We start from the raw sequence: 25,048 nt of genomic DNA on the forward strand, positions 1-25,048 counted from the left end.
CGGTCGCACGGCATCCGCGGCGGCAGTATCAAGAGTCCGGTGATCGTCAGCCGACAGGCGGCGATCCCTTACGCCCGATATTTCTCCGGATCATGCCGAAATCAGCGCCGCCGGTGGCAAAGGCGGTGACGAAGTAGAGCAACGCCCCGCCGGCCACCAACGCCAGCAGCGTCGTCGCCTTGACGACCAGCGGCGAGCCGGGACCGAGCCTGGCGGCCAGCCAGTGCTCGGCGAAATACAGCGCCACCGCCATCACCGCCGCCGACAGCACCAGTCGGGGAATGCGCTTCAGGAGCGGCACGTCGCGGCCCCAATGGCCGCGCCGGATCAAGACCGCAAGCAGCATCAGCGCGTTGACCCAGCCGGCCACGGCCGAGGCCACCGCAATGCCGGGTGCGCCCATCCTGGGAAACAGCGTCAGCGCGGTGGCGACGTTCACCGCCACCGAGATGGCGGCGAAGATCATCGGCGTGCGCGTGTCCTCGCGGGCGAAATAGCCCGGGGTGAAGGCCTTGATCAGCACGAAGGCCGGCAGGCCAAGGCCGAAGATCGCCAGGATCGCCGCCACGGTCGGCGTCGAATGGTTGGCGGCGAACGCGCCGCGCTCATAGACCAGCCGCACGATCGGCTCCGACATCACCCAGAGCGCCGCCGCCGCCGGCAGCGTCATGAACAGGGTGAATTCGACGGAGCGGTTCTGCAGATTGGCCGCCTCGATGAGATTGCCCGATTTCAGCGCCCGCGACAGTTCCGGCAACAGCACGATCGCCACCGCCACGCCGACGACACCGAGCGGCAGCTGGTAGACGCGGTCGGCATAGGCGAGTGAGGACACCGCACTGTCCTGCGCCGACGCGATCGCCGTGCCGATCAGCTGGTTGATCTGGGTGATGCCGCCGGTGATCGCCGCCGGCAGGGCCAGGATCAGCAGGCGCTTGACGTTCGGCGTCATCTTCGGCCGGCGGAAGCCGATCGAGATGCCGGCATTGCGCACCGCCACCCACACGATGGCGAGCTGCACAAGCCCCGCAGCCAGCACGCCCCAGGACAGGCTGAAGCCTACGGCATGCGCGTCCAGCCCGCGGTACCAGGCATAGCCAAGCACGCTGATCAGGATGATGTTGAGGAAGGCGGGCGCGATCGCCGCCGCGAAATAGCGGCGCAGCGAATTCAGCATGCCGGCCATCATGGCCGCCAGCGACATGCAGATGAGATAGGGGAACATGATCGTCGCCAGCAGGACGGTCGTCTCGAACTTGCCCGGCGTGTCGGCAAAGCCAGGCGCCACCAGGTAGCGCACGAGCAGCGGCATCGCCAGTTCCATGGCGATGGTCAGCGCCAGCAGTGCCGAGAACAGCACGCCGAACACTTCCTCGGAAAAACGTTTGGCGCCGTCGGTGCCGTGCGTCTCGATCTCCTTGGCAAACAGCGGTACGAAGGCGGCGTTGAAGGCGCCTTCCGCGAACAGCCGGCGAAAGGTGTTGGGGAATTGGAACGCCGCGTTGAAGGCGTCGGCCACCGGTCCGGTGCCGAGCGCTGCCGCCATCAGCATCTCGCGGCCGAAACCGAGCGCGCGGCTCATCAGCGTGCCGGAAGCGACGGTAGCGAATTTCTTGACGAGGCTCATGCGTTCGAAGACTGCCTTAGAGCGGTTTTCCCGGAAAAAGCGCGTCGCGCTTTGCCTCGGGAATTGCGTTGGAACAAAAAGCTGGAGCGGTTCGCCGTTTCCATGAAACAATGAACAGCCCTGGAGCGTGGGACAAGGTGGGGATGGCAGTCACTCGGCGGCCGCCTTGGCCTTGCCGCCGCGTTCGGGCGAGATGCCTTCGAGCGTTGTCGTCAGCCGGTTGCGGATGGTGGCGATGCGGGTCGGGCTGTCGATCTTCTGGCCGGTGAGGTCCGTGACATAGAAGGTGTCGATGACCTTTTCGCCGAAAGTGGTGATGTGTGCCGATGCGATGTCGAGCGACAGGTCGGACAGCGTGCCGGTGATCTCCGACAGCAGGCCCGGGCGGTCGAGCCCCTCGACCTCGATGACCGAAAACCGGTTCGAGAGCGTATTGCGGATTTCGGCGCGTGGCGGGATCTTGAACACCTTGGCGCCGCGCTTTGGCTTGGTGCGCTTCTCGATCATCTCCGGCAGCCAGCTCTTGCCCGACAGCACGTCCTCGATCAGCCGGCCGACACGCTCGGCGCGCCGGCGTTCGTCCTCGTCACGGTCGAATTCCCTCGAAATCAGGATGGTGTCGAGCGCGCGGCCGTCGGCGGTGGTGAAGATCTGCGCGTCGACGATATTGCCGCCGGCGCCGACGCATGCCCCGGCAATGACCGAGAGGAGACGGGGATGGTCCTGCGCCAGCACGGTGATTTCGGTCACCGCCTCGAACTGGTGGGTCTTGACCATGGTGGCGAGCTTCTTGCCGGCGGCGTCGGCCTCGCGGACGAATTCGGCGTGGCGCAGCTGATCCGGCAGGTCGACGGTCAGCAGGTAGTTCTCGTAATGCAGCCCGACATAGCGCTTGCGGTCCTTGTTGGACCAGTCGGCGAGCGCCTCGGCCAGGCGTTCGCGCGCCGCCGCCGTGCGCTTGGCGCGCGACACTTCCGAAAAACCGCCGGTCAGCAGCAGTTCTGTCTCGTAATAGAGCGTGCGCAGCAACTGGCCCTTCCAGCCGTTCCACACACCCGGCCCGACACCCCTGATGTCGCAGATGGTGAGGACCAACAGCAGCTTCAGCCGCTCGACCGACTGCACGATCGAGGCGAAATCCTCGATGGTCTTGCGGTCGTTGAGGTCGCGGGTCTGCGCCGTCATCGACATGACGAGGTGGTTCTCGACCAGCCAGGCGACGGTTTCCGTGTCCGCCACCGACATCCCCATATGCGGGCAGATGCGCCGTGCGATGCGGGCGCCGGCCTCGGAATGATCTTCCGGCCTGCCCTTGGCGATGTCGTGCAGCAAGACGGCGACATAAAGCGCCTCGCGGCTCTTCTTGAGGCCGGGCATCAGCGAATGCGACAGCGGATGCACCTTTTCGCCATCGCCGCGCTCGATCTCGGCCAGCACGCCGATGCAGCGGATCAGGTGCTCGTCGACGGTGTAGTGGTGGTACATTGAGAACTGCATCATGGCGACGATCTTGCCGAAATCGGGGATCAGCCTGCCGAGCAGCCCGGCCTCGTTCATGCGCCGCAGATTGAGTTCGGCATTGCGGTCCGAGGTCAATATGTCGAGGAACAGCCGGTTGGCCTCTTCGTCGCGCCGCAGCGATTTGTTGACCAGGCCGAGCGAGCGGGTGAGCAGTTTCAGCGCATCGGGATGGAATTCCAGCCCGTGCTTGTCGGCGAACCAGAACAGCCTGAGCAGGTTGACCGGATCGCGCTCGAACACCTGGTCGTCGGCGATGTTGATGCGGTGGTTGTCGACAATGAAATCGGAAGTGCCGGCAAGCTTGCGCTTGCGGCGCTGGAAGGTGAGGAAGATGCGGTTGAAGCCGGGAACGTGCTTGGCTTGTTCCTCCTCGAGCGCCGCGCAGAAGATGCGGGTCAGGTCGCCGACATCCTTGGCGACGAGGAAATAGTGCTTCATGAAGCGCTCGACCGCCGACAGGCCGGGATGGGTGGTGTAGCCGAGCCGCTCGGCGATCTCGCGCTGGATGTCGAAATGCAGCCGCTCCTCCGCCTTGCCGGTGAGGAAATGCATGTGGCAGCGCACTGCCCACAGGAAGTCCTCGGCCTTCTGGAACTCGCGGTACTCGGCCTCGGTGAAGACGCCCTTTTCGACCAGTTCCTCGCCGGTGCGCACGCGGTAGAAATACTTGCCGATCCAGAACAGCGTCTGCAGGTCGCGCAGGCCGCCCTTGCCATCCTTGACGTTGGGCTCGACCAGATAGCGGCTTTCGCCGGCCTTGGCATGGCGATCGTCGCGTTCGGCAAGCTTGGCCTGGACATATTCGGGGCCGGTCGTGCGCACCACCTCGTGGTCGAAGCGCACCATCAGTTCGTCATAGAGCTTGCGTTCGCCCCACAGGAAGCGCGCTTCGAGGATCGAGGTGCGGATGGTGATGTCGGTGCGCGACAGCCGCAGGCACTCATCGATGTTGCGGGTGGCGTGGCCGACCTTCAAGCCGAGATCCCACAGCATGTAGAGCATGTATTCGACGGTCTGCTCGCCCCATGGCGTTTGCTTGTAGGGCAAGAGGAACAGAAGATCGATGTCGGATCCCGGCGCCAGTGTGCCGCGGCCATAGCCGCCGACCGCCACGACGGCCATGCGTTCGGCCGACGAACGGTTCTTCACGCGGTACACATGCGTCGCGGCGAAATCGTAAAGCGCCCGGATCAGCTCATCCATCAAATGCGACAATCGCTCGGCGCAGGCATTGCCGCCGCCATCCTGCTTCAGCATGGCCTCGGCAATCCTTCGGCCTTCGGCGAGCCGGGCCTTGAGAAGCTGCAGCACGCCGGCGCGGGCGGCGGGTCCCGAACCATCACCCGCCGTGGCCGTCGTCAGCGCGGTCATCTCGCGGCGCAAGGCTTCGCCGTCGATCAGTTCGTCGAGCTTCAAGGAGATTTTCGCCATAGGTATCAGTCGGCCTTGCCATTTGGGCGGCGTCTATAGCGTGTTTTCGCGGCGCTGGGTATGGGGCCTGCTGGTGGCCCGGCAAGCGACCTAGTCCGATGCCTCGACCGGATCGAGGGGAACGATGATCCGTTGCCGGAATCTGCAGAAATCGGCGATCCACCGTGCGGTTCGCCCGGCCTCTCTGCTGATTCTCACGGCCATCGGCTTCCTCTGCCTTGCCATAAGCCCGCTCGCGGTCCGCGCGGCATCGCGTTCCTGGTCAAGCAGGCTTGCCAGCCTTCCGTCGACGAATTGATCCTGTGCGCAGAGCGCCGGAACAAGTTGGTAGATGGTCTTGCCGGCCGACATGATGGGGTTGAAGATGAGATCATCGACAGCAATGTTGGCCTGCGCCGTTGCCTCCAGAAAATCGCGTGCCGTTCGCCGCGAGAGCAGATAACCGCCGGCCCCCGGATGGCCCTTGCGAAGCCGGAACATGGAAAAACCATGCCCGGCAGGGGTCCTCTTCCTCTGGATCACGGTTCTGGAGAAGAACGTTTCCAGCTTCACGACATCGGCGTCCGCCGGCACCCAACTCGTATCGCCCAGCAACGCCCCGGCCTTACTGGAGAACACCATGTCGTCCTCGAACACGGCGCCGTATGGGGCCTCGTCCTGCGCAATGATCGTCCAGCAGGCTCGATGACTGTGCAGGCAGGCGATTTCACTGCCGGAGAGCGGCCGGGTGGCGTGTATTGCATGCTGCGGCTGCAGCATCAGGTCGGGATGTTGCTTGCCATCGATCCCCGCGACCCGCTCGAACCCAATGCCGATGCGAGCGAATTCCCTCGACATGTGAGCAAGCCGCTCGGGAGATCGATCGAGGTTGATGACCAGACGCTTCATTTTCACGAGTTATTTTTTCGAAACCCTTGCTTCCACGGAACCGGCGCGAACCGCCAATCACCGCGGGAGCCTTCTAGCACGGGTGACGCTACGGTTTGTTGATCTTTTGTGGCGTGAATATCATGCCGCAAGGGGAGAGCCAACAGAGAGCCAAGCTCTCAAGGCCAGCCTGATTTCCCGGGAGATTGCGCCCGATGTCGGGAACGCCGGATTGAAGACGAGATCATCGGGTACGCGCAGGCCGGTGCGGTAGCGTCGAGGACGTCGCGTGCCATTTGCCTCGACATGATGCAGCCGCCGGTAACGGGGCGAGCGGCCAATGCCGGGCTGGAAACGAAAAAATCGGAACAGCCCTTGACCTTCCAGTTACTGGAAGCACTACCTCCGCAATCAGGCAGAGGCATAGAGGCATTTTGGCATGACGCACCCAGACCATGACCACCGCGGCGATCACCACGCACATGGCCCGCACGGCAGCTGTTGCGCGCCGAACGGTGCCGATGCGCCAGCCGTTCTGCGCGATCCGGTCTGCGGCATGACCGTGGATCCAGCCGCCGGCAAGCCGACATCGGAGCATGGCGGCCGCCTCTACCATTTCTGCAGCGAGCGCTGCCGTTCGAAATTCCAGGCCGAGCCGGAACAATACCTCACGGCCACCGACCCCGTCTGTGGCATGAGCGTCGACCGTGCCACAGCCAGGCACTTCGTGCGCCATGAAGGCCAGGGCTTCTATTTCTGTTCCGCCGGCTGCAAGGCGAAATTCGAGGCGGCACCGCAGACCTATCTCGGCGACAGGCCGGCACCGCCGCCCGCGCCCAAGGGCACGCAGTATACCTGCCCGATGCATCCCCAAATCGTCCGCGACAAGCCCGGCTCCTGCCCGATCTGCGGCATGGCGCTTGAGCCGATGGGCGTGCCATCGGGCGATGAGGGGCCAAATCCCGAACTGGTCGATTTCACCAGGCGGTTCTGGGTCAGCGCGGTCCTGTCGATCCCGCTTCTGATCGTCGCGATGGCGCCGATGATTGGTGTGTCGTTCGAAAGCTGGGTCGATGATCGCACAAAGGTCTGGATAGAATTGCTCCTGGCAAGCCCGGTGGTGCTCTGGGCCGCTTTTCCCTTCTTCCACCGTGGCTGGGAGTCTGTCCTCAACCGCAGCCCCAACATGTGGACGCTGATTTCGCTGGGCGTCGGCGCGGCCTACCTCTACAGCGTCGTCGCCACCCTGTTTCCCGACATCTTCCCGCATCAGTTCCGCGGCCATGGCGGGGCTGTGCCGGTCTATTTCGAGGCCGCCGCCGTCATTGTCGCGCTGGTTTTCCTCGGCCAGGTGCTGGAACTGCGTGCCCGCGAAAAGACCGGCTCGGCAATCCGCGCCTTGCTCGATCTGGCGCCGAAGACCGCGCGGCGTATGGCCGAAGACGGTTCCGAGACCGATGTGCCGCTGGACAGCGTCAAGGCTGGCGATCGCCTGCGCATCCGGCCCGGTGATGCGGTGCCGGTCGACGGCACGGTGCTCGAAGGCCGCTCCTCCATCGACGAATCGATGATCACGGGCGAGCCGCTGCCGGTCGAAAAGGCCGAGGGCGATGCTCTCACCGGCGGCACGCTCAACAGGCAGGGTTCGCTGATCATGCGCGCCGAACGGATCGGCGCCGAGACCACGCTGGCGCGCATTGTCGAACTCGTCGCCAAGGCACAGCGCTCGCGCGCGCCGATCCAGGGATTGGCCGACCGCGTTTCCTTCTACTTTGTCCCGGCCGTCGTCCTTGTCGCCGTCGTGGCCTTCATCGCCTGGGCCGTCTTCGGTCCGGAGCCCAGCCTGATCTTCGCCATCGTCTCGGCGGTCTCGGTGCTGATCATCGCCTGTCCCTGTGCGCTTGGCCTCGCCACGCCGATGTCGATCATGACCGCCACCGGGCGCGGGGCGCATGCAGGCGTGCTGATCAAGGAAGCCGCCGCGCTCGAACGCTTCGCCTCCGTCGACACGCTGATCGTCGACAAGACCGGCACGCTGACCGAGGGCAGGCCGAAACTGACGGATGTCATCGCGGCAGACGGCTTTTCCGAAGACGATTTGCTGCGGCACGCCGCGAGCCTGGAGAAGGGCTCGGAACATCCGCTGGCCGAGGCCATCGTCGAGGGCGCCGCGGCGCGCGGAGCGGCCGTCACCGACGCCGGCGATTTCGAGGCGGTTACCGGCAAGGGTGTTTCCGGCACGGTGTCGGGCAAGGCCATGGCGCTCGGCAATGCCGCGATGATGGGCGATCTCGGCGTCGATGTCTCTTTCCTTGCGGCCAGCGCAGAAGCGCTGCAGGGCGACGGCAAGACGGCGATGTTCGTCGCTGTCGGCGGCAGACTGGCCGGCATCGTCGCCGTCGCCGATCCCATCAAGGCGACCACCGCCGAGGCGATCAAGGCGCTGCATGACAGCGGCCTCAGGATCATCATGGCGACCGGCGACAATGAGCGCACGGCCAACGCAATCGCCAAAAGCCTTGGCATCGACGAGGTTCGCGCCGGCCTGTTGCCGGAACAGAAGGCAGCCCTGGTCGAGGAACTGCGCGGCAGGGGCGCCGGTGTCGCCATGGCCGGCGACGGCGTCAACGATGCGCCGGCCTTGGCCAGCGCCGATGTCGGCATCGCCATGGGCACCGGCGCCGATGTCGCGGTCGAAAGCGCCGGCATCACCTTGGTCAAGGGCGACCTCAACGGCATCGTCCGCGCCCGCACCTTGGCCCAGGCGACGATCGGCAACATCCGCCAGAACCTGTTCTTCGCCTTCCTCTACAATGTGCTTGGCGTGCCGGTCGCCGCGGGCGTGCTCTATCCGATCACCGGCATGCTCTTGTCGCCGATGCTGGCGGCGGCGGCGATGAGCCTGTCCTCCGTCTCGGTCATTGCCAACGCATTGCGGCTGCGGACGTTGAAACTCTGATCCAAACCCCCAAATACGAAACCCCCAGATACCGAACCAAAGCAACAGGAGACCATGAATGACCTTGGCCAAGAAACTCGTGCTTTTGCTGATGGCGGCCGGAATGCTGATCGCCGTCTTCCTCGAAAGCGTTCCGGCGCAGAGCGAAGAGATGAAACACGACATGGCTGGGATGTCGATGGGCACCACCGGCCCTTCGACCGAAGGCTACAAGGCGGCGATGGACAAGATGCATGCCGACATGATGGCGTCGCAATACACCGGCAATGCCGATGTCGATTTCGTCCGCGGCATGATCCCTCACCATCAGGGCGCCATCGACATGGCCAAGGTCGAGCTTGCCAACGGCAAGGACCCGGAAATCCGCAAGCTCGCCGAAGGCGTCATCGCCGCGCAGGAAGCCGAGATCAAGCAGATGCAGGACTGGCTCGCCGCGCATCCGGTCAAGTAAGCCTTTCGCGACGGTGAGATTTGGGCGAGAAACGCCTCTGGATTTTCTCGCCCGCCCTGTGATGCGATTTAGCCTCGAACGGAGCCTGCCATGCCATCGACCATCAGAACCACCACGTTGCCCTCTGGCGAAGCCGTTCAGGTGCTCGGCCAGGGCACGTGGAAGATGGGTGAGGATTCGCGCCGCCGTGCCGATGAGGTCGACGCTCTCAAACTCGGCCTCGACCTTGGCCTCACGCTGATCGACACCGCCGAAATGTATGCCAGCGGCGGCGCCGAGGAAGTGGTGGCGCAAGCCATTGCCGGGCGCCGCGCCGAGGTCTTCGTGGTCTCGAAGGTTCTGCCGTCGAACGCATCGCGCGCGGGCGTGCAGCGCGCCTGCGAGAACAGCCTCAAGCGCCTGCGCACCGACCGCATCGATCTCTACCTCCTGCATTGGCCGGGCAGTGTGCCTTTGGCCGAGACGGTCGAGGCCTTCGAGGCCTTGAAGAAGGCCGGCAAGATCCGCCATTGGGGCGTCAGCAATTTCGACACCGAGGACATGGAGGACTTGGCCGGCTTGCCCGATGGCGGCAACGTCCAGACCAACCAGGTGCTTTACAATCTGGTCCGGCGCGGCCCCGAATTCGATCTGGCGCCCTGGAGCCGCAGGCGCGGCATTCCCCTGATGGCCTATTCGCCGGTCGAGCAGGGCGCGCTGGCGCGCAATGCCAGGCTCGATGCCGTCGCCGCCCGCCGCAATGCGACCGCGGCACAAATCGCCCTGGCCTGGGTGATGCATCAGGAGGGCGTCATCGCTATTCCGAAGGCCAGCAGCCAGGAGCACGTCCGCCAGAATTTCGCGGCGCTCCACATCGAGCTTACGGGCGAGGATCTCGCCGACCTCGACCGCGCCTTTCCGCCGCCAACACGCAGGCGCGGCCTGGAGATGATCTGACTACTTCCCCGCCAGTCCCTTCAGCCGGTAAAGCGCTTCCAGCGCTTCCCTTGGGGTCATCTCGTCCGGATTGATGTCGCCGAGGGCGGCGCCGAGCGCGTCGCTCTTCACCGGCTTCGGCGCCTCCCGCTTCACCGCCACGGAAAACAGCGGCAGGTCGTCGACCAGCCGGTTGGTCTTGCCGGAAACCTCGCCTTCCTCCAGCTGGTGCAGCACCTGCTTGGCCCGGTCGACCACCGCTTCCGGCAGGCCGGCGAGCCGTGCCACCTGGACGCCGTAGGAGCGGTCGGCGGCACCCTTGCCGACCTCGTGCAGGAAGACGACGTCGCCTTCCCATTCCTTGACCCGCATGGTGACGTTGTGGAGCCGCGCCAGCTTGCCGGCCAGCGAGGTCATTTCGTGGAAATGGGTGGCGAAGATCGCCCGGCAGCGGTTCTTCTCATGCAGGTATTCCACTGCCGCCCATGCGATCGACAGGCCGTCGAAGGTGGCGGTGCCGCGGCCGATCTCGTCGAGGATCACCAGCGCTCGTTCGCCGGCCTGGTTGAGGATCGCCGCCGTCTCGACCATCTCGACCATGAAGGTCGAGCGGCCGCGCGCCAGATCGTCCGAAGCGCCGACGCGCGAGAACAGCCGGTCGACGACGCCGATATGGGCCGATGCCGCCGGCACGAAGGAGCCGGTCTGGGCCAGGATGGCGATCAGCGCGTTTTGCCGCAGAAACGTCGATTTACCGCCCATGTTGGGGCCGGTCAGCAGCCAGATCGCGCCGTTCTTGGCGTTCCCTTCCGGCGACAGGTCGCAATCATTGGCGACGAACGGTCCCTCGCCCGAACGGCGCAAGGCCTGCTCGACGACCGGATGACGGCCACCTGATATCTCGAAGGCAAGGCTCGAATCCACCACCGGCCGGCACCAGGCTTCGCTTTCCGAAAGCAACGCAAGTGCCGCCGAGACATCGATCGCTGCCAGCGCATCGGCGCCGGCACGGATCTTTTCCGCCTCGCCGACGGCTTGCGCCGCCAGCGCATCGAACGCTGCCAGTTCGATGCTGAGCGCCCGGTCTGCCGCGTTGGCGATCTTGGTCTCGAGTTCGGCAAGCTCCGTCGTGGTGAAGCGCATGGCATTGGCCATGGTCTGGCGGTGGATGAAGCGCGCCTTGGCGCCATCGCTGCCGGTCATGACCGCGTGGTGGTTGGCGGTCACCTCGATGTAGTAACCCAGCACGTTGTTGTGCCGGATTTTCAGCGAACGGATGCCGGTCTCCTCGATCAGCGAGCGCTCCAGGCCGGCGATCACTTTTCGCGATTCGTCGCGCAGCGCCCGCATCTCGTCGAGTTCCGCGTGATAGCCGCCGCGCAGGAAGCCGCCGTCGCGCTTGAGCAGCGGCAATTCCTCGCTGAGCGCCTGCGTCAGATGCTGGGCAAGCGCCTGAGGCAGCGCCTGGATGGCGGCCATCGCCTCCGCCAATTCCTGGGGCAGGGCGGTCGCGGCGAAGATTTCGACGATGGCGCCGGCCGCCTCGAAACCGGCGCGCAACGCGCCGAGGTCGCGCGGGCCGCCGCGGTTGAGCGCCAGCCGCGACAGCGCGCGCGGCATGTCGGCGACGCTTTTCAGGCTCGTCCGCACCACCTGGCAAAGCCGGGTTTCGGAGCGGAAGAACGACACCGAATCCAGGCGCGCGCCGATCGCCGCCGGGTCGGTCAGCGGCGCCATCAGCCGGTCGGCGAGCAGCCTTGCGCCGCCGCCGGTCACCGTGCGGTCGATCGCCTTGAACAGCGAGCCCTCGCGACTGCCCGACAGCGTGCGTAAGAGCTCGAGATTGCCGCGCGTCGCCGGATCGATGAACAGGGTCGAGCCCTGCTCCTCGCGCTCGGGCCGCGACAAAGGCGGGCGCTCGGCTTTCTGCGTCTTCTCGACATAGGCGATGGCGCCGGAGATCGCCGACAGTTCGGCGCGCGAAAACGTACCAAAGCTGTCCGGCGTCGCCACCTCGAAGAAGCGGGCGATGCGCCCGGTGGCCGAGGCCGAATCAAACAGCGATGGCGGCTGCGGGTTGGCGACGCGGCCGAGCACGTCGAACACCGGCCTCAGCTCGGGATCATGGAACACCGGCTCGGCGACGATCAGCTCGCGCGGATCGACGCGGAAGATGTCGGCCAGCAGCCGGTCGGCGGTGGTCTCGGCAACGCGGAAGGCGCCGGTCGAGATGTCGATCCAGGCAATTGCGAAGGCATGGTCGCTGCCGCCCTTCACCCGCCCCAGCGCCATCAGGAAGCTCGATTCCGACGGCGCCAGCAATTTGTCCTCGGTGATGGTGCCCGGCGTCACCAGCCGCACCACGTCGCGGCGCACCACCGATTTGGAGCCGCGCTTCTTCGCTTCGGCCGGATCTTCGATCTGCTCGCAGACGGCGACGCGGAATCCCTGGCCGATCAGCTTCTGCAGATAGTCGTCGGCCGCATGCACCGGCACGCCGCACATCGGGATATCGTGGCCCTGGTGCTTGCCGCGCTTGGTCAGGACGATGCCCAGCGCCCGGCTCGCCTTTTCGGCGTCGTCGAAGAACAGCTCGTAGAAATCGCCCATGCGGTAGAACAAGAGCGAATCCGGGTTCGCCGCCTTGATCTCGATGAACTGCTCCATCATCGGCGTGACGGCGGCCGTGCCGGGCTGGGGCGGCGTCATCACCTCGGGGGCGTCGGGCTCATTGGCTATGTGCATGTTCATTGCGCGGCACGCTAGCAGATGTGGTGGCCGGGTTTAATGCCGGGGCTTCGAAAAGCAGGGGAAGACCGAGGCGATGGTTTGCAGGCAATTGCCCGTCGGCCTGCGATTCCCGCGCGCTGGCGGTTTACACGCGGCGGCGCGTGGTCTTAATTCGGACCGAAACAAAGCACCCGCTTCAAGGAGGTGCTGCACCGGCGAGGAAATCGAAAAGCATCATGGCCAGGAAAACCGAGAACAACGGTCCGTCCGTCAGCGCGCAGGAAGCGCTCGAATTTCACGCGATGGGCCGGCCCGGCAAGCTGGAGATCGTCGCCACCAAGCCGATGACGACGCAGCGCGATCTGAGCCTCGCCTATTCGCCGGGCGTCGCCGTGCCGGTACGCGCCATCGCCGAGGACCCCAGCCGCGCCTTCGACTACACGACGCGCGGCAACATGGTGGCCGTCATCTCCAACGGCACCGCCATCCTTGGCCTCGGCAATCTCGGCGCGCTGGCCTCCAAGCCGGTGATGGAAGGCAAGGCGGTGCTGTTCAAGCGCTTCGCCGATGTCGATTCCATCGATCTCGAGGTCGACACCGAGGATGCCGACGAGTTCATCAACTGCGTGCGCTTCCTCGGACCCTCCTTCGGCGGCATCAACCTGGAAGACATCAAGGCGCCGGAATGCTTCATCATCGAGCAGCGCCTGCGCGAACTGATGGACATCCCGGTCTTCCACGACGACCAGCACGGCACCGCCATCATCTCGTCCGCCGGGCTGATCAACGCGCTGGAGATCACCGGCCGCGACATGAAGACCACGAAGATGGTCTGCAACGGTGCGGGTGCCGCCGGCATCGCCTGCATCGAGCTGATGAAAGCGATGGGCTTCGCGCCCGAAAACATCATCCTGTGCGACACCAAGGGCGTGGTCTTCCAGGGCCGCACCGAAGGCATGAACCAGTGGAAATCGGCGCATGCGGTCAAGACCGAGGCACGCAGCCTTGCCGAGGCGCTCGACGGCGCCGACGTCTTCCTCGGCCTCTCGGCCAAGGGGGCGCTGACCACCGCCATGGTGCAGTCGATGGGCAAGAACCCGATCATCTTCGCCATGGCCAACCCCGACCCGGAAATCACCCCGGAGGAAGTGGCCGAGATCCGCACCGACGCCATCATGGCGACGGGCCGTTCGGACTATCCGAACCAGGTCAACAACGTGCTCGGCTTCCCCTACATCTTCCGCGGCGCGCTGGATGTGCGGGCCACCACCATCAATGACGACATGAAGATCGCCGCGGCCCGCGCGCTCGCCGAGCTGGCGCGCCAGGACGTGCCCGACGACGTCGCCGCCGCCTATCAGGGCAACCGGCCGAGATTCGGCCCCAACTACATCATTCCGGTGCCGTTCGACCCGCGGCTGATCTCGGCCATTCCGCTAGCGGTGGCCAAGGCGGCGATGGAGTCGGGCGTCGCCCGCAAGCCGATCCTCGATCTCGACCGCTATGCGCAGGAACTGTCGGCTCGCCGCGACCCGATCGCCTCTACCCTGCAGCGCATCTACGACCGCGTGCGCCGCCAGCCCAAGCGCATCGTCTTCGCCGAGGGCGAGGAGGAGCAGGTGATGCGCGCCGCCGTCTCCTATGTGAACCAGCGCCTCGGCACCGCCATCCTGCTTGGCCGCGACGATGTCATCAAGGAAAACGCCAAGCACGCCGGCATCGACCTCAACAAGCAAGGCATCGAGATCATCAATGCAAGGCTGTCGCGCCGCAACGGCATCTACACCGACTATCTCTACGAGCGCATGCAGCGCAAAGGTTTCCTGTTCCGCGATTGCCAGCGGCTGATCAACAACGACCGCAACCATTTCGCCGCCTGTATGGTGGCGCTGGGCGACGCCGACGGCATCGTCACCGGCGTCACCCGTAACTATTCCACCGCGCTCGACGACATCCGCCGCGTCATCGACGCCAAGCCCGGCCACCGCGTCATCGGCGTCTCGATCGTGCTGGCGCGAGGTAAAACCGTCCTCGTTGCCGACACCGCCGTGCACGACATGCCCAATGCCGAGCAGATCGCCGACATCGCCGAGGAGGCGGCAGGCTTCGCCCGCCGCATGGGCTATGAGCCGAGGCTCGCCATGCTCGCCTATTCCACCTTCGGCCACCCGCAAGGAGAGCGGTCCGAGCGTGTCCAGGAGGCCGTGCGCATCCTCGACAAGCGCCGCGTCGATTTCGAATATGACGGCGAAATGGCCGCCGATGTCGCGCTGAATGCCCGGGCGATGGCGCAATACCCGTTCATCCGCCTCACCGGCCCGGCCAATGTGCTAATCATGCCGGCCTTCCACTCGGCCTCGATCTCCACCAAGATGTTGCAGGAACTCGGCGGCTCGACAGTAATCGGCCCGCTACTGGTCGGCCTGAACAAACCGGTGCAGATCGTCTCGCTGAATGCCAAGGATTCGGACATCGTCAACATGGCCGCGATCGCGGCCTATACGGCGGGGACTTGAGGGGCAGTCCGCGTGGAAGGCGGAAGCTAACGATCTGGCTCTTCGAACCCGGCGGCTCGAAACGCCGCCGGCTCCCCATAACAGATTGATAAGATTCAGCTGATATAGGGAAGCTCTTGCCGACATGCCGTAACGGCATCCACGGCGCGCTCAGACCGCTAAATGGGGGTGCGGCCATGAAGCATGACGGAGTTTCCGTATCCACGGTCGGCCCAGTGGTCCACCACGACGAGCGGCTGGACGCCTTGCTCAGCATCACCGGCCGCATGGACGGTTATCTCTATCGCTGCCGCAACGACGCGTCCTACACCATGCTCTATATCAGCGACGGCATCTTCACCGTCAGCGGTTATCGGCCGAGCGATTTCATCCACAATGCGGTGCGCGACTACGTCTCGGCCATCCACCCGGATGACCTCCCGTCGGTCTATGCCGCCGTCGACGCCGCGCTCGAGGCGCGCCGCAATTGGAACGTCGACTATCGCATTGTGCCGAGGGCCGGCGAACCGCTCTGGGTCCGCGAGATCGGCGGCGGTGTCTGGGACAAAGCCGGCGAACTCGAATTTCTGGAGGGCTTCGTCGTCGACATCAGCGACCGCAAGGTCGTCGAGGACCTGAACGCCCAGTTGGTCCTGGATCTGAAGATCGCCAACGAGGAACTCTCGGCGCAAAAGCGCGAGATCGAGGTGGCGAAGCAGCAGAGCGACCATTCGGCCAACCACGATGCCTTGACCGACCTGCCCAACCGGCGTGCCTTCCACAACGAGATCAGATCGGTCGTCACCCGCTGCGGCGCCACCGGCGAGGCGGCCGGGTTGCTGTTCATCGATCTCGACCGGTTCAAGGAAGTCAATGACACGCTTGGCCACGAGGCCGGCGATGCGCTGCTGCAGCGCGTGTCGAGCCAGCTTCGCTCGATCCTGCGCAGCGCCGATTTCGTCGCCCGGCTCGGCGGCGACGAGTTCGCCTTCCTTTTCTCGGCCGACACCGAGCTGGCACGGCAGAAGGCCGTGCGCGTCGCCGAACGCATCCTGGAAAGGTTGCGGATCAAGGTTCCCACGCCCAATGGCGCCATCCAGGTCGGCTGCACCGTCGGCGTGGCCATGTATCCGGCGGAAGCTGGCGACTCCGAAGCGCTGATCGCGCTCGCCGACCGGCTGATGTACATCGGCAAGAAGAGCGGCCGAAATCGGCTGGTCACCGCCAGCGAAATGGCGCCGCAACAGCCGTCGTCCAGGCCTCGCCTTCGCAAGACGGCCTAGTTATCGCCAAGAACTGTGCCGACTCCAAAATCCAAGGGATGACCGCGCCGGCTTCAGCCCGGCGCGAACGCCCGTGCCGCTTCGACGACGTCCTCGATCTGGTCCTGCCGCAGCAGGTCGATCGGAATGCGGCCGTCGAGTTGTGCCGCCGGGCGCGTCAGCCACAGCCAGGCGAGCCTCGCATTGCCGATCAGCGACTGCACGTCGCTTATGCCCGCGACCGGCCTGCCGTCGACAAATTGCGCCAGCGGAAAAACGTGCTTGCGGCCGCCCTTGCGCAAGGCGATGACATCGCCGCGCCTTTGCCAGCGGTGCAGGGTCGAGCGGGCGATGCGCAGATTCTCTTCCAGATAGGTCGAGCCGGCGACACGGCCGGCCCAGTCCTCGATCAGCATCGATTCCAGGTCGTCGGACCGTGGCGGCGCGGCAAGCGTTTCATCGGCCGGCAAAGCCGTCGGCATATCGGTGGAGCCGGCCTCGTTGCGGCGCGCGGCTTCCGCCGCCAGAGCGCGCACGAATTTCGAGGCAAGGCCGGGAAGGTCGGCATGGATGGCGTCGATGGCGCGCTGGTGCTTCGGCGACAGCAAGGTGACGGCGGATGCTATGCTGCCGGCGATCTTGCCGACCGAGACCACGGTGGACTGGTTTATGGCCTCGTCATAATGGGCAAGCGCGCGTTCGACGTCCTCCGCGACCATCTCCGCGAAGTCGTCCTGTCCAAGACCGGTTGTCTGAAATCTGCTCATGCACATGTCTTCCGGCCGCGCGCTCCTCCCTCAGCCGAGGCCGATTGCTGAATTTCTACTGCGGAAAACGGAAATCATGGCGGCGACGGGTCACGCCGCCCGACAGCTTGCTGTCTTGCATCTTTTCAACATCCCATCTGACTGCGGGCGCCCCGAAATGTCAGTCACGGGACGCTCTCGATTTCGTCTAGGAGCGGTATGTGACAACTGCGCGACGGTGAGAAGCGGCTGCTACAGCAACCCAGCCAGTTCCGCCTCGCGGCGCAGGTTCTGCCTCGGCCTTGGGCCGATCTGCTGGATCACAAGACCGGCCGCCAGTGAGCCAAGGTCGCCGCAGGTCTTGAGGTCGCGGCCTTGCGTATAGCCGTGCAGGAAACCGGCGGCGTAGAGGTCGCCGGCGCCCGTCGTGTCGACTAGTTCCCGGATCGCCGTCGCCTGGATCACCACGGTCTCGTCGCCGCGCACGATGACCGAGCCTTTTTCCGACCGCGTGACGGCGGCTATTCCGCAGTCCTTGCGGATCTTGGCCAGCGCCTCGTCGAAGGACGATGTCTGGTAGAGCGACTTGATCTCGTGACTGTTGGCAAAGACGATGTCGACCGTGCCCGACCGCATCAGCTCGAGGAATTCGTCGCGGTAGCGGTCGACGCAGAACGAATCCGACAGCGTCATGGAGACTTCGCGGCCTGCGGCGTGCGCCAGCCGGGCCGTCTGCCGGATCGCCTCCTTGGCGCGCGGCGGGTCCCACAGATAGCCTTCGAAATAGGTGACCTTGGCCGCAGAGGCCTTGTCGGCCTCGACATCCTCAGGCCCAAGCTCGACGCAGGCGCCGAGATAGGTGTTCATCGAGCGTTCGCCGTCGGGTGTGACGAAGATCATCGAGCGTGCCGTCGGCGGCTCGCCCTGGAGCGGCTTGGTGTCGAAGGCGACGCCCTGCGCGCGGATGTCGTGCGCGTAGATTCCGCCCAGCGCATCGTTGGAGACCTTGCCAAAGAAGGCGGCGCGTCCGCCGAAGGAGGCAACACCGGCCGCCGTGTTGCCGGCGCTGCCGCCAGAGGCTTCGATCGCCGGACCCATCCGGCTGTACAGCAGTTCGGCGCGGTGGGTGTCGATGAGGTTCATCGCGCCCTTGATGATGCCGTTGGTTTCGAGGAATGCCTCCTCGCACTGGGCGATGATGTCGACAATGGCATTGCCGATGCAAAGCACGTCATAATCCGGCATCAATGTCTCCGCCAAAAACCCGAGCCGGCTTCTTGCCACGCTGGCCGGGCGCGGGTTTAGCGATTCGCGGCGGCTTTGCCTAGGGTGTGTTGCTATTGAGGTGCTGCCGGCCTGACCTGCATTGCAACGAACCCTGGAGCGCGGCACGCCAGGCGCTACGACAATTCGACCGTGGACGAAGCATTTCGTCTGGCCGTCGCTTACAAGCTGGCTCTGCCGATCACCATCAAAGGCGAGCCAGTCCCCATGTCTGCAAAGAGCGACACGACCACCGACCTGGCCTTGCTCGGCGTGCTGGCTGTGCTGTGGGGCGCCTCCTACACCTTCATCAAGATCGGCGTCGAGACCATCCCGCCCGTCACCTTCATCGCCGCGCGCACCTTGATCGCCGGCGGCATCCTGTTCGCCATCATCCGCTGGCGCGGACTTGCCATGCCACGCGATGGAGCCACCTGGCGCCGCTTCGCCTTCCAGGCCTGCCTCAACAGCGTTATACCGTTCACGCTGATCGCCGCGGCCGAGCGCTCGGTCGATGCCGGCCTCGCCACCATTCTCAACGCCACCTCGCCGATCTTCACCTTCCTGCTCACCGCTCTGATCACCCGCCATGAGCCGGTCACGGTGCGCAAGTTGATCGGTGTCGGCGCCGGCATAGCCGGAATATGCCTCATCGTCGGCACCGAGGCGCTGGGTGGCATCGGCCACGAGCTGTGGGCGCAGGTCGCCATCGTCGCGGCAACGATCTGCTATGCCGGTGCCGCCATCTTCGGCCGCGGCTTCAAGGGTCTCGATCCGATGCTGCCGGCGGCAGGCTCGATGCTGTGCGGCTCGGCCATGCTGGTGCCGCTCAGCCTGGTGGTCGACCAGCCCTGGGCGCTCGCGCCATCGACGGCGTCGATCCTGGCCCTGCTCGGCCTATCGGTGTTTTCGACCGCGCTTGCCTTCGTCATCTATTTCCGCCTCATCCACACGCTGGGTTCGGTCGGCACCACGTCGCAGGCCTATCTGCGCGTGCCGATCGGCGTCGGCATCGGCGCCGTCTTCCTCGGCGAAAGCCTGGGGCCGACGGCATGGCTGGGCATGGCTTTTGTCGTGGCCGGCGTCGCGGCCATGACCATCCCGGTTGGAAAGCCGGCGTTCGCCCGATAGCGATATGCTTGTGCTCGCGGCCCGCGCTGCCTATCTCGGAAGCGTCCCGCCTGTCGGCGGTGTCCGCTGACCCGGGGGTTGAAGCACGGTGATTTTCGACGCTGCCCGCATCGCGGTCCTCGAGCTGCTCTCGCCGCCGTTTCGTGCCGTGTTCATCAAGACGCTCGGCCTGACCGTGCTGGCGCTGGTAGCCTTGTGGTTTGGCCTGACCAGTCTTGTCGAGTGGCTGGCTTTGCCATGGCTCCAGACATTGCTGCCGGGCATGCCGTCCTGGGCCGGCTGGCTTGGCGGCATCATCGCGGCCATCGCCCTTGCCTTCGGCATGGCCTTGCTCGTCGCCCCGGTCACGGCGGTGATCGCCGGCCTGTTCCTCGACGATGTCGCCGAAGTGGTCGAGCGCACCGACTATCCCCGCGACCCCGTCGGGCACGCCATGCCGGCATTGCGCTCGCTGGTGCTGGCGATAAAATTCCTTGGCGTCGTCATCCTCGGCAACATCGTGGCGCTCATGCTCCTGCTGGTGCCCGGTATCAACATCGCCGCCTTCTTCATCGTCAACGGCTATCTGCTCGGCCGCGAATTCTTCGAATTCGCCGCGATGCGCTTTCGCCCTGAGGACGAAGCCAGGGCCCTGCGCCGGCAGTATGCCGGCACGGTGTTTCTCGCCGGGCTGGTCATAGCGGCCTTCCTTGCCGTGCCGCTGCTCAATTTGCTGACGCCGCTCTTCGCCGCCGCCATGATGGTGCATCTGCACAAGGCGGTCTCGGCACGGGAAAGCCGCCGCTGACCGTGGTCGCCATATGACGGCCGCCGTTTAATCGGCGGATTTGCCGAACAGCGCCTGCAATTTGCCGAACGGCATGGCGGCGCGGGTGAAGCCGAACGTGCCGTCCTGCTGGATTTCGCGCGTCGCCGTCTCCAGCATGCCATAGGCGAAATTGGTCAGCCAGGGCCCGAGCGAAATGCGCTTCACGCCAGCCTTTGAGAGATCGGCGATGGTGAAGCCCGGTTTCGCCATGACGTTGACCGGCTTGCTGACCGCCGAACACAACGTTTTCACCATCTCGACATCGCCGATCCCAGGCGCATAGAGCACATCGGCGCCGGCCTTCTCGAAGGCCTGCAGCCGCTTGATGGTGTCGTCGAGATCGGGCTTGCCCCACAGAAAATTCTCGGCCCGCGCCGTGAAGACGAAATCGCGTTTCAAGGCCCGAGCCGCCTCCACCGCCGCCGCGACGCGCTCGACCGCGTGGGAGAAATCATAGATCGGCCTGTCGGGATCGCCGGTGTGGTCCTCGATCGAGCAGCCGGCAAGGCCGGCCGCTTCCGCCGCGAAGATGGTTTCGGCGGCCCGCTCGGCGCTGTCGCCCTTGCCCTTCTCGAGATCGGCCGAGACCGGCAGGTCGGTCGCCGCCGTCACCTCGCGGCAGTGATGGATCATCTGCTCGAAGGTCACCGCGCCGTCCGGCAGGCCGCGCGAAAAGGCAAAGCCGGCGCTGGTCGTCGCCAGCGCCTTGAAGCCGAAGGATCCGAGCAGCTTGGTCGTGCCAGGATCCCAGGGATTGGGCATGACGAAGGTCGAGGCATGCAGGTCGCGAAAGATCTTGCCCTTGTCCATGAATGCTCCCCATCAGAAGTGTCGGGCGGATGCTATCGCGCCGTCTTCGGCCGGGCAAATAAATGCGCTTGGTTCAGAAGCGTTTCTCGTTCTCTGCTGCCAATTTCTCGAATGCGTCGGAATCCTTGACGTAGCGCGACGTCTTCTTGTCCCAATGATAGGTGACGGAAATGTCGTGCGACGACGCTTCGGGCGGCGCGTCATCGCAGCTTTCATCGCTTGGCACGGTGCTGTCGGTGACCGTCGCCTTGACGGCGGCATAGGGCTGGCCGTCGGCGATGGTCTGGAAGGCCACATCCTGCTTGCGGCTGTAGGCGCAGAGCCTTTCGTCGAACGTGTAGATCATGTCGATCAGCTCGAATTTGTCGTCGCGGACCATGATCAGCGGGGTGATCACATAGCCCTGGCTCGAATTGAAATGCGTGCTCATGGTGATGAGCATGTCGTCGCCGGCGCCGATCGAAAGCTTGTTCGGCTCGCGGAAATAAGTGCTGCGGTCGACCGCGACATTGGCCGCATCGAGCAGTTTCGGCTTGGCCGTGACGTCGTAGAGCGCCAGCACCGCATAGCCCTCGGCGCTGTCGGGAGAATCGCCGAGGTCGAACAGCATGGCCATCCGGTCCTTGCCGCCGGCCTTGATCAGAAGCACGGCGGCGTTGGGGAAGCTGGATGTCTCGGGCGGCGAACCGCCGCTATCCGGTCCCTCGATGTGGCGCATCTCGATCGGCAATCCGCCCTTGTAGAAACCGTCTCCGTCCGCGGCGAGGCTCGGAATGACCATTCTGGCCAGGTCGAGATAGGTAACATCGCTGCGGCCGGGCAGCGAGCTGCCGAGATCCGGGAAGCTGACGGCTTGCGCGCCGGCCGCGGACCACAGGAACGGCAGCAGCATCACGGCGAGGATGAAGCGGAAAAGGTTCGTTGGCATGAGCGCCCCCCAAGATCAGGCCACTCACGCTAGCACGGGTTCCAGCATCGCGCAGCCGTGCTGGACCCGGATCAGTGGATCGGCACAAGACCAGCCAGTTCGCGCATGTCGTCGAACAGGATGCCGCCGGCCTCGATCAGGCCGTCGCGATCGGAATAGGGATCGCCATGATAGGAAAACACCCGCATGCCGGCGGCGATGCCGGCCTGCGTGCCGGCGACGCTGTCCTCGATGACGATGCAGTCGGCCGGCGCGAAGCCCAAGGTCTTGGCCGCATGCAGGAACAGGTCGGGGAACGGCTTGCCGCGCCCGACCATGGTCGAGGAAAACATCGCATGTTCGAACAGCGGCAACAGCCCGGTCTGGCCGAGCGTGATGTGCATCTTCGAAATCCGGGCCGAGGTGGCGACGCAATAGGGGATGCCGGCCGCGCGGACCGCCTCGATGAACTCCCGCACGTAGGGGATCGCTTCGACGCCATGGGAGAACAGGTCCGGCAGGCCGGCGTTCCAGCGATCGACGAAATCGGCGCCGAGACGAACCTCGGTCCGCTCTTCGATCTCCTTCTGCACCGAGGCCATGCTGCGGCCGGAGAAATTCCTGCGGCAATATTCGAAGCTTGTCGGATAGCCGGCGGCCGTCAACCATTCGGCGAGGCGCCGATTGGCGAGATTTTCCGTGTCGACGAGAATGCCGTCACAGTCGAAGATGACCAGCTTTGGTATTTGCATCAGGCGGTGCCGGTCGATCCGAACCCACCCGAACCACGCGCCGTGCCGCCGGCCAGCGAACGCTCTTCGACGGCCACCTGCGTCACCGCGGCGAAAACGATCTGGGCGATGCGCATGCCGCGCGTCACGGCAAAATCCTCGTCGCCGAGATTGATCAAAAGCACCTTCAACTCGCCGCGATAGTCGCTGTCGACCGTGCCCGGTGAATTGAGGACGGTGAGGCCATGCTTGAAAGCGAGACCGGAGCGCGGCCGCACCTGGCCTTCCATGCCTTCGGGGATTTCCAGGATCAGTCCGGTCGGCACCAAGGCGCGTTTGCCAGGCAGGATCAGCAGCGGCCGGTCGTCGGGTACCGCCGCGCGAAGATCCATGCCGGCCGCGCCGGCGCTTTCGTAGGCGGGGAGGGGAAGTCCTTCAGCATGCGGCAATCTGACGAAGCCGACGGTCGGACCGATGACGGAGGAGTTTTGGAGGGCAGCGCGCATAAAATCGATCCTATCGGCGCGATTGCCGATTCGGTCAATTCGCCCACGCCGCTATCAACGGCTTTCTTTCAGGCATCACTATGGCCTGAGCACGCTTTAGCGCACTTCCATTGGAACAACCGTCGTCTCCTTGATTTCCTCCATGACGAAGGAGGCGGACACATCGGACAGCGCCACCTTGGCGATCAGCCGCTGGTAGAGCCGGTCGTAAGCCTTCACGTCGGCAACGCGGGCACGCAGGACATAGTCGAGGTCGCCGGACATGCGATAGACGCCGGTGATCTCGGGAAGGCTGGTCACCGCCGCCCGAAACTTTTGCAACCAGTCGGGATCATGGTTGGACGTACGGACCAGGATGAACACCGAAAGGCCAAGCCCGAGCTTGTCGGCATCGACCAGCGCCACGCGGCCGGTGATGACGCCATCCTCCTCCAGCCGCTTGACGCGCCGCCAGCAGGCATTGCGCGACAATGCCACCCGTTCCGACAGCTGGTCGACCGACAGCGTGCCGTCGCGTTGCAATTCGGTAAGCAGTTTTCGGTCTATTTCATCGATATCCAGCGCCATGTTGGGATGTGTGTCCCACAGAGTGACAAAATACAAGGACATTTTGAGACCGATGAACCGGCGAAGCGTGTCAGGATACTCATATCTGAACGCAAGCGCTGAAGGGGACCTCAATGTCGGTTGCAAGGATCTTCACTTCCCATCCCGCCAAGGTCGGCGAAACCTATTTCGGCCATATGGCCTTTGCCGCCTGGTTCTCCTCGCGCCTGCTGCTGGCGGCCGGCGCCGCCCTCGTTCACGCTTTCTTGCCATTTCTCTTCGAGACTACCGCCAGCCGAATCGTCCGCGAGCTTTACGAACGGACGCACAACAGAGGCACACACGCGACCAAGGAGCCGGCGGCTCTCATGGATCGCGCCTAGAGGACGACAGAAGCGATGTGCCGGTGGGCGGCCTATCTCGGGGAAGCGGTCTTTCTTGAAGACATTCTCACGGCGCCCTGCCACTCGCTGATCGCCCAGAGCCATTGCGCCCAGGAGGCCAAGTCGCCGACCAATGGCGACGGTTTCGGCCTCGCCTGGTATGGCGACCGGCCGGAGCCCGGCCTCTACCGCGACATCCTGCCGGCCTGGTCCGATCCCAATCTGAAGAGCCTGTGCCGGCAGATCAAATCCGGCCTGTTCCTCGCCCATGTGCGGGCCTCGACCGGCGGCGCCACCAGCCGCATGAACTGCCATCCCTTCATCTCCGGTTCCTGGTCGTTCATGCACAATGGCCAGATCGGCGGCTTCGAGAAAATCCGCCGCGCGCTGGAGAATTCGCTGTCCGACGCCGTCTTCGACCAGCGCGAAGGCACCACCGATTCCGAATTGTTCTTTCTCCTGATGATCGACGAGGGCTTGGCCGGCGACCCGCAAGGCGCGGTCTCGCGCGCCACTGCCCGCGTGCTCGAAGCCTCGCGCCGGGCCGGCCTCGAACCTGCACTGAAACTCACCGCCGCCTTCTCGGACGGGCAGGCGCTGCACGCTGTGCGCTATGCCACCGACGCCCATGCGCCGACGCTCTACACCTCCTCCTTGCGCAAAGGCGGCGGCCGCTGCATCGTCTCCGAACCTTTCGATCGCGAGGGCGGTGACTGGCAGGCGATCCCGCCGTCGAGTTTCGTCACCATGACTGGGGACGGGATCAGCATTCGGCCCTTTGCCCCGACGGCGGCGAAGTTGGCCTTGGTCGGGTAAATCCTTCTCTAAGTCGGCACCGCCGCAGGACAGGGGGCGCCGTAGAGCGCAGACCTCAACGGACGGTCGGCGCAATTTCGATCAAACACCACTAGGCCGCGAATGCTCAACTCTGCTTGAAGCCGCGCCGCTCTCCGCCATCT

Annotated in this window: 20 protein-coding genes; 9 read left to right on the forward strand and 11 right to left on the reverse strand. The window is 64.8% G+C overall.

Annotated features, from left to right (window positions below):
• Nucleotides 1–46: 46 nt before the first annotated feature.
• From murJ to CK228_RS05600, 3 genes are all read right to left on the reverse strand, one after another.
• Nucleotides 47–1,627, reverse strand: a complete 1,581-nt coding sequence (gene murJ, locus CK228_RS05590; protein ID WP_095771681.1) for a murein biosynthesis integral membrane protein MurJ — start codon at nucleotides 1,625–1,627, stop codon at nucleotides 47–49.
• 150 nt (nucleotides 1,628–1,777) lie between these two features.
• On the reverse strand, nucleotides 1,778–4,579 hold the full coding sequence (locus CK228_RS05595) for a [protein-PII] uridylyltransferase (RefSeq protein ID WP_095787177.1): 2,802 nt from the start codon (nucleotides 4,577–4,579) through the stop codon (nucleotides 1,778–1,780).
• A 90-nt stretch (nucleotides 4,580–4,669) separates the two neighbouring features.
• A complete protein-coding gene (locus CK228_RS05600) occupies nucleotides 4,670–5,467 on the reverse strand; it encodes a glycosyltransferase family 25 protein (protein WP_095787178.1) in 798 nt (265 codons plus the stop codon).
• A gap of 418 nt (nucleotides 5,468–5,885) precedes the next feature.
• On the opposite strand from CK228_RS05600, the gene CK228_RS05605 reads away from it, so the two are divergent.
• The 3 genes from CK228_RS05605 to CK228_RS05615 all read left to right on the forward strand — a co-directional run bounded on the left by CK228_RS05605 (nucleotide 5,886) and on the right by CK228_RS05615 (nucleotide 9,792).
• Entirely contained in the window at nucleotides 5,886–8,405 is a 2,520-nt protein-coding gene (locus CK228_RS05605) for a heavy metal translocating P-type ATPase (protein WP_095787179.1), read from the forward strand.
• 58 nt (nucleotides 8,406–8,463) lie between these two features.
• On the forward strand, nucleotides 8,464–8,856 hold the full coding sequence (locus CK228_RS05610) for a DUF305 domain-containing protein (protein ID WP_095787180.1): 393 nt from the start codon (nucleotides 8,464–8,466) through the stop codon (nucleotides 8,854–8,856).
• A gap of 90 nt (nucleotides 8,857–8,946) precedes the next feature.
• Nucleotides 8,947–9,792 carry an aldo/keto reductase gene (locus CK228_RS05615; protein ID WP_095787181.1) on the forward strand — a complete coding sequence of 282 codons (846 nt, stop codon included), beginning with the start codon at nucleotides 8,947–8,949 and terminating at the stop codon, nucleotides 9,790–9,792.
• Here the strand turns inward: CK228_RS05615 and mutS are convergent, their stop codons facing one another.
• Nucleotides 9,793–12,522, reverse strand: a complete 2,730-nt coding sequence (gene mutS / locus CK228_RS05620; protein ID WP_095787182.1) for a DNA mismatch repair protein MutS — start codon at nucleotides 12,520–12,522, stop codon at nucleotides 9,793–9,795. It lies immediately after the preceding gene.
• A 215-nt stretch (nucleotides 12,523–12,737) separates the two neighbouring features.
• Between mutS and CK228_RS05625 the strand changes: the two genes are divergently transcribed.
• Both CK228_RS05625 and CK228_RS05630 read left to right on the forward strand, forming a co-directional pair.
• Nucleotides 12,738–15,017 carry an NADP-dependent malic enzyme gene (locus CK228_RS05625; protein WP_095771688.1) on the forward strand — a complete coding sequence of 760 codons (2,280 nt, stop codon included), beginning with the start codon at nucleotides 12,738–12,740 and terminating at the stop codon, nucleotides 15,015–15,017.
• Nucleotides 15,018–15,193: 176 nt separating this feature from the next.
• Entirely contained in the window at nucleotides 15,194–16,279 is a 1,086-nt protein-coding gene (locus CK228_RS05630; protein ID WP_095787183.1) for a sensor domain-containing diguanylate cyclase, read from the forward strand.
• A 53-nt stretch (nucleotides 16,280–16,332) separates the two neighbouring features.
• Here the strand turns inward: CK228_RS05630 and CK228_RS05635 are convergent, their stop codons facing one another.
• Together CK228_RS05635 and CK228_RS05640 are read right to left on the reverse strand one after the other, a co-directional pair.
• Entirely contained in the window at nucleotides 16,333–17,025 is a 693-nt protein-coding gene (locus tag CK228_RS05635; protein ID WP_095787184.1) for an antitoxin Xre/MbcA/ParS toxin-binding domain-containing protein, read from the reverse strand.
• 231 nt (nucleotides 17,026–17,256) lie between these two features.
• Nucleotides 17,257–18,249 carry an adenosine kinase gene (locus tag CK228_RS05640; RefSeq protein WP_095771691.1) on the reverse strand — a complete coding sequence of 331 codons (993 nt, stop codon included), beginning with the start codon at nucleotides 18,247–18,249 and terminating at the stop codon, nucleotides 17,257–17,259.
• A gap of 246 nt (nucleotides 18,250–18,495) precedes the next feature.
• On the opposite strand from CK228_RS05640, the gene CK228_RS05645 reads away from it, so the two are divergent.
• Together CK228_RS05645 and CK228_RS05650 are read left to right on the forward strand one after the other, a co-directional pair.
• Nucleotides 18,496–19,398 carry an EamA family transporter gene (locus CK228_RS05645; protein WP_095787329.1) on the forward strand — a complete coding sequence of 301 codons (903 nt, stop codon included), beginning with the start codon at nucleotides 18,496–18,498 and terminating at the stop codon, nucleotides 19,396–19,398.
• An 88-nt stretch (nucleotides 19,399–19,486) separates the two neighbouring features.
• Complete coding sequence (locus tag CK228_RS05650) at nucleotides 19,487–20,185, forward strand: sulfate transporter family protein (protein WP_095787185.1); 699 nt, start codon at nucleotides 19,487–19,489, stop codon at nucleotides 20,183–20,185.
• Nucleotides 20,186–20,212: 27 nt separating this feature from the next.
• Here the strand turns inward: CK228_RS05650 and CK228_RS05655 are convergent, their stop codons facing one another.
• The 5 genes from CK228_RS05655 to CK228_RS05675 form a co-directional block, all read right to left on the reverse strand.
• On the reverse strand, nucleotides 20,213–21,016 hold the full coding sequence (locus tag CK228_RS05655; protein WP_095771694.1) for an oxaloacetate decarboxylase: 804 nt from the start codon (nucleotides 21,014–21,016) through the stop codon (nucleotides 20,213–20,215).
• A gap of 73 nt (nucleotides 21,017–21,089) precedes the next feature.
• The gene (locus tag CK228_RS05660) at nucleotides 21,090–21,944 is read right to left on the reverse strand and encodes a hypothetical protein (RefSeq protein WP_095787186.1); all 855 of its coding nucleotides are present in this window, start codon (nucleotides 21,942–21,944) and stop codon (nucleotides 21,090–21,092) included.
• Between the two features lie 71 nt (nucleotides 21,945–22,015).
• Entirely contained in the window at nucleotides 22,016–22,675 is a 660-nt protein-coding gene (locus tag CK228_RS05665; RefSeq protein WP_179295825.1) for an HAD family phosphatase, read from the reverse strand.
• The gene (gene dut, locus CK228_RS05670) at nucleotides 22,675–23,160 is read right to left on the reverse strand and encodes a dUTP diphosphatase (protein WP_095787188.1); all 486 of its coding nucleotides are present in this window, start codon (nucleotides 23,158–23,160) and stop codon (nucleotides 22,675–22,677) included. The genes CK228_RS05665 and dut overlap by 1 nt, the downstream gene beginning before the upstream one ends.
• 96 nt (nucleotides 23,161–23,256) lie before the next feature.
• Nucleotides 23,257–23,727 (reverse strand): Lrp/AsnC family transcriptional regulator, encoded by a 471-nt coding sequence (locus CK228_RS05675; RefSeq protein WP_095771948.1) that lies wholly within the window; start codon nucleotides 23,725–23,727, stop codon nucleotides 23,257–23,259.
• 113 nt (nucleotides 23,728–23,840) lie between these two features.
• Between CK228_RS05675 and CK228_RS05680 the strand changes: the two genes are divergently transcribed.
• The gene (locus tag CK228_RS05680; protein WP_095787189.1) at nucleotides 23,841–24,089 is read left to right on the forward strand and encodes a DUF6356 family protein; all 249 of its coding nucleotides are present in this window, start codon (nucleotides 23,841–23,843) and stop codon (nucleotides 24,087–24,089) included.
• 15 nt (nucleotides 24,090–24,104) lie between these two features.
• A complete protein-coding gene (locus CK228_RS05685) occupies nucleotides 24,105–24,905 on the forward strand; it encodes a class II glutamine amidotransferase (RefSeq protein WP_095787190.1) in 801 nt (266 codons plus the stop codon).
• The last annotated feature ends 143 nt before the right edge of the window (nucleotides 24,906–25,048 follow it).

This window comes from Mesorhizobium sp. WSM4312, assembly GCF_002294875.1.
Classification (GTDB): domain Bacteria; phylum Pseudomonadota; class Alphaproteobacteria; order Rhizobiales; family Rhizobiaceae; genus Mesorhizobium.

What these genes read in the sequence shown, in the direction of transcription:
- murJ (WP_095771681.1), bottom strand. Translation starts at nt 1,627, where the DNA reads ATGAGCCTCGTCAAGAAATTCGCTACCGTCGCTTCCGGCACGCTGATG.
- CK228_RS05595 (WP_095787177.1), bottom strand. Translation starts at nt 4,579, where the DNA reads ATGGCGAAAATCTCCTTGAAGCTCGACGAACTGATCGACGGCGAAGCC.
- CK228_RS05600 (WP_095787178.1), bottom strand. Translation starts at nt 5,467, where the DNA reads ATGAAGCGTCTGGTCATCAACCTCGATCGATCTCCCGAGCGGCTTGCT.
- CK228_RS05605 (WP_095787179.1), top strand. Translation starts at nt 5,886, where the DNA reads ATGACGCACCCAGACCATGACCACCGCGGCGATCACCACGCACATGGC.
- CK228_RS05610 (WP_095787180.1), top strand. Translation starts at nt 8,464, where the DNA reads ATGACCTTGGCCAAGAAACTCGTGCTTTTGCTGATGGCGGCCGGAATG.
- CK228_RS05615 (WP_095787181.1), top strand. Translation starts at nt 8,947, where the DNA reads ATGCCATCGACCATCAGAACCACCACGTTGCCCTCTGGCGAAGCCGTT.
- mutS (WP_095787182.1), bottom strand. Translation starts at nt 12,522, where the DNA reads ATGAACATGCACATAGCCAATGAGCCCGACGCCCCCGAGGTGATGACG.
- CK228_RS05625 (WP_095771688.1), top strand. Translation starts at nt 12,738, where the DNA reads ATGGCCAGGAAAACCGAGAACAACGGTCCGTCCGTCAGCGCGCAGGAA.
- CK228_RS05630 (WP_095787183.1), top strand. Translation starts at nt 15,194, where the DNA reads ATGAAGCATGACGGAGTTTCCGTATCCACGGTCGGCCCAGTGGTCCAC.
- CK228_RS05635 (WP_095787184.1), bottom strand. Translation starts at nt 17,025, where the DNA reads ATGAGCAGATTTCAGACAACCGGTCTTGGACAGGACGACTTCGCGGAG.
- CK228_RS05640 (WP_095771691.1), bottom strand. Translation starts at nt 18,249, where the DNA reads ATGCCGGATTATGACGTGCTTTGCATCGGCAATGCCATTGTCGACATC.
- CK228_RS05645 (WP_095787329.1), top strand. Translation starts at nt 18,496, where the DNA reads ATGTCTGCAAAGAGCGACACGACCACCGACCTGGCCTTGCTCGGCGTG.
- CK228_RS05655 (WP_095771694.1), bottom strand. Translation starts at nt 21,016, where the DNA reads ATGGACAAGGGCAAGATCTTTCGCGACCTGCATGCCTCGACCTTCGTC.
- CK228_RS05660 (WP_095787186.1), bottom strand. Translation starts at nt 21,944, where the DNA reads ATGCCAACGAACCTTTTCCGCTTCATCCTCGCCGTGATGCTGCTGCCG.
- CK228_RS05665 (WP_179295825.1), bottom strand. Translation starts at nt 22,675, where the DNA reads ATGCAAATACCAAAGCTGGTCATCTTCGACTGTGACGGCATTCTCGTC.
- dut (WP_095787188.1), bottom strand. Translation starts at nt 23,160, where the DNA reads ATGCGCGCTGCCCTCCAAAACTCCTCCGTCATCGGTCCGACCGTCGGC.
- CK228_RS05675 (WP_095771948.1), bottom strand. Translation starts at nt 23,727, where the DNA reads ATGGCGCTGGATATCGATGAAATAGACCGAAAACTGCTTACCGAATTG.
- CK228_RS05680 (WP_095787189.1), top strand. Translation starts at nt 23,841, where the DNA reads ATGTCGGTTGCAAGGATCTTCACTTCCCATCCCGCCAAGGTCGGCGAA.
- CK228_RS05685 (WP_095787190.1), top strand. Translation starts at nt 24,105, where the DNA reads ATGTGCCGGTGGGCGGCCTATCTCGGGGAAGCGGTCTTTCTTGAAGAC.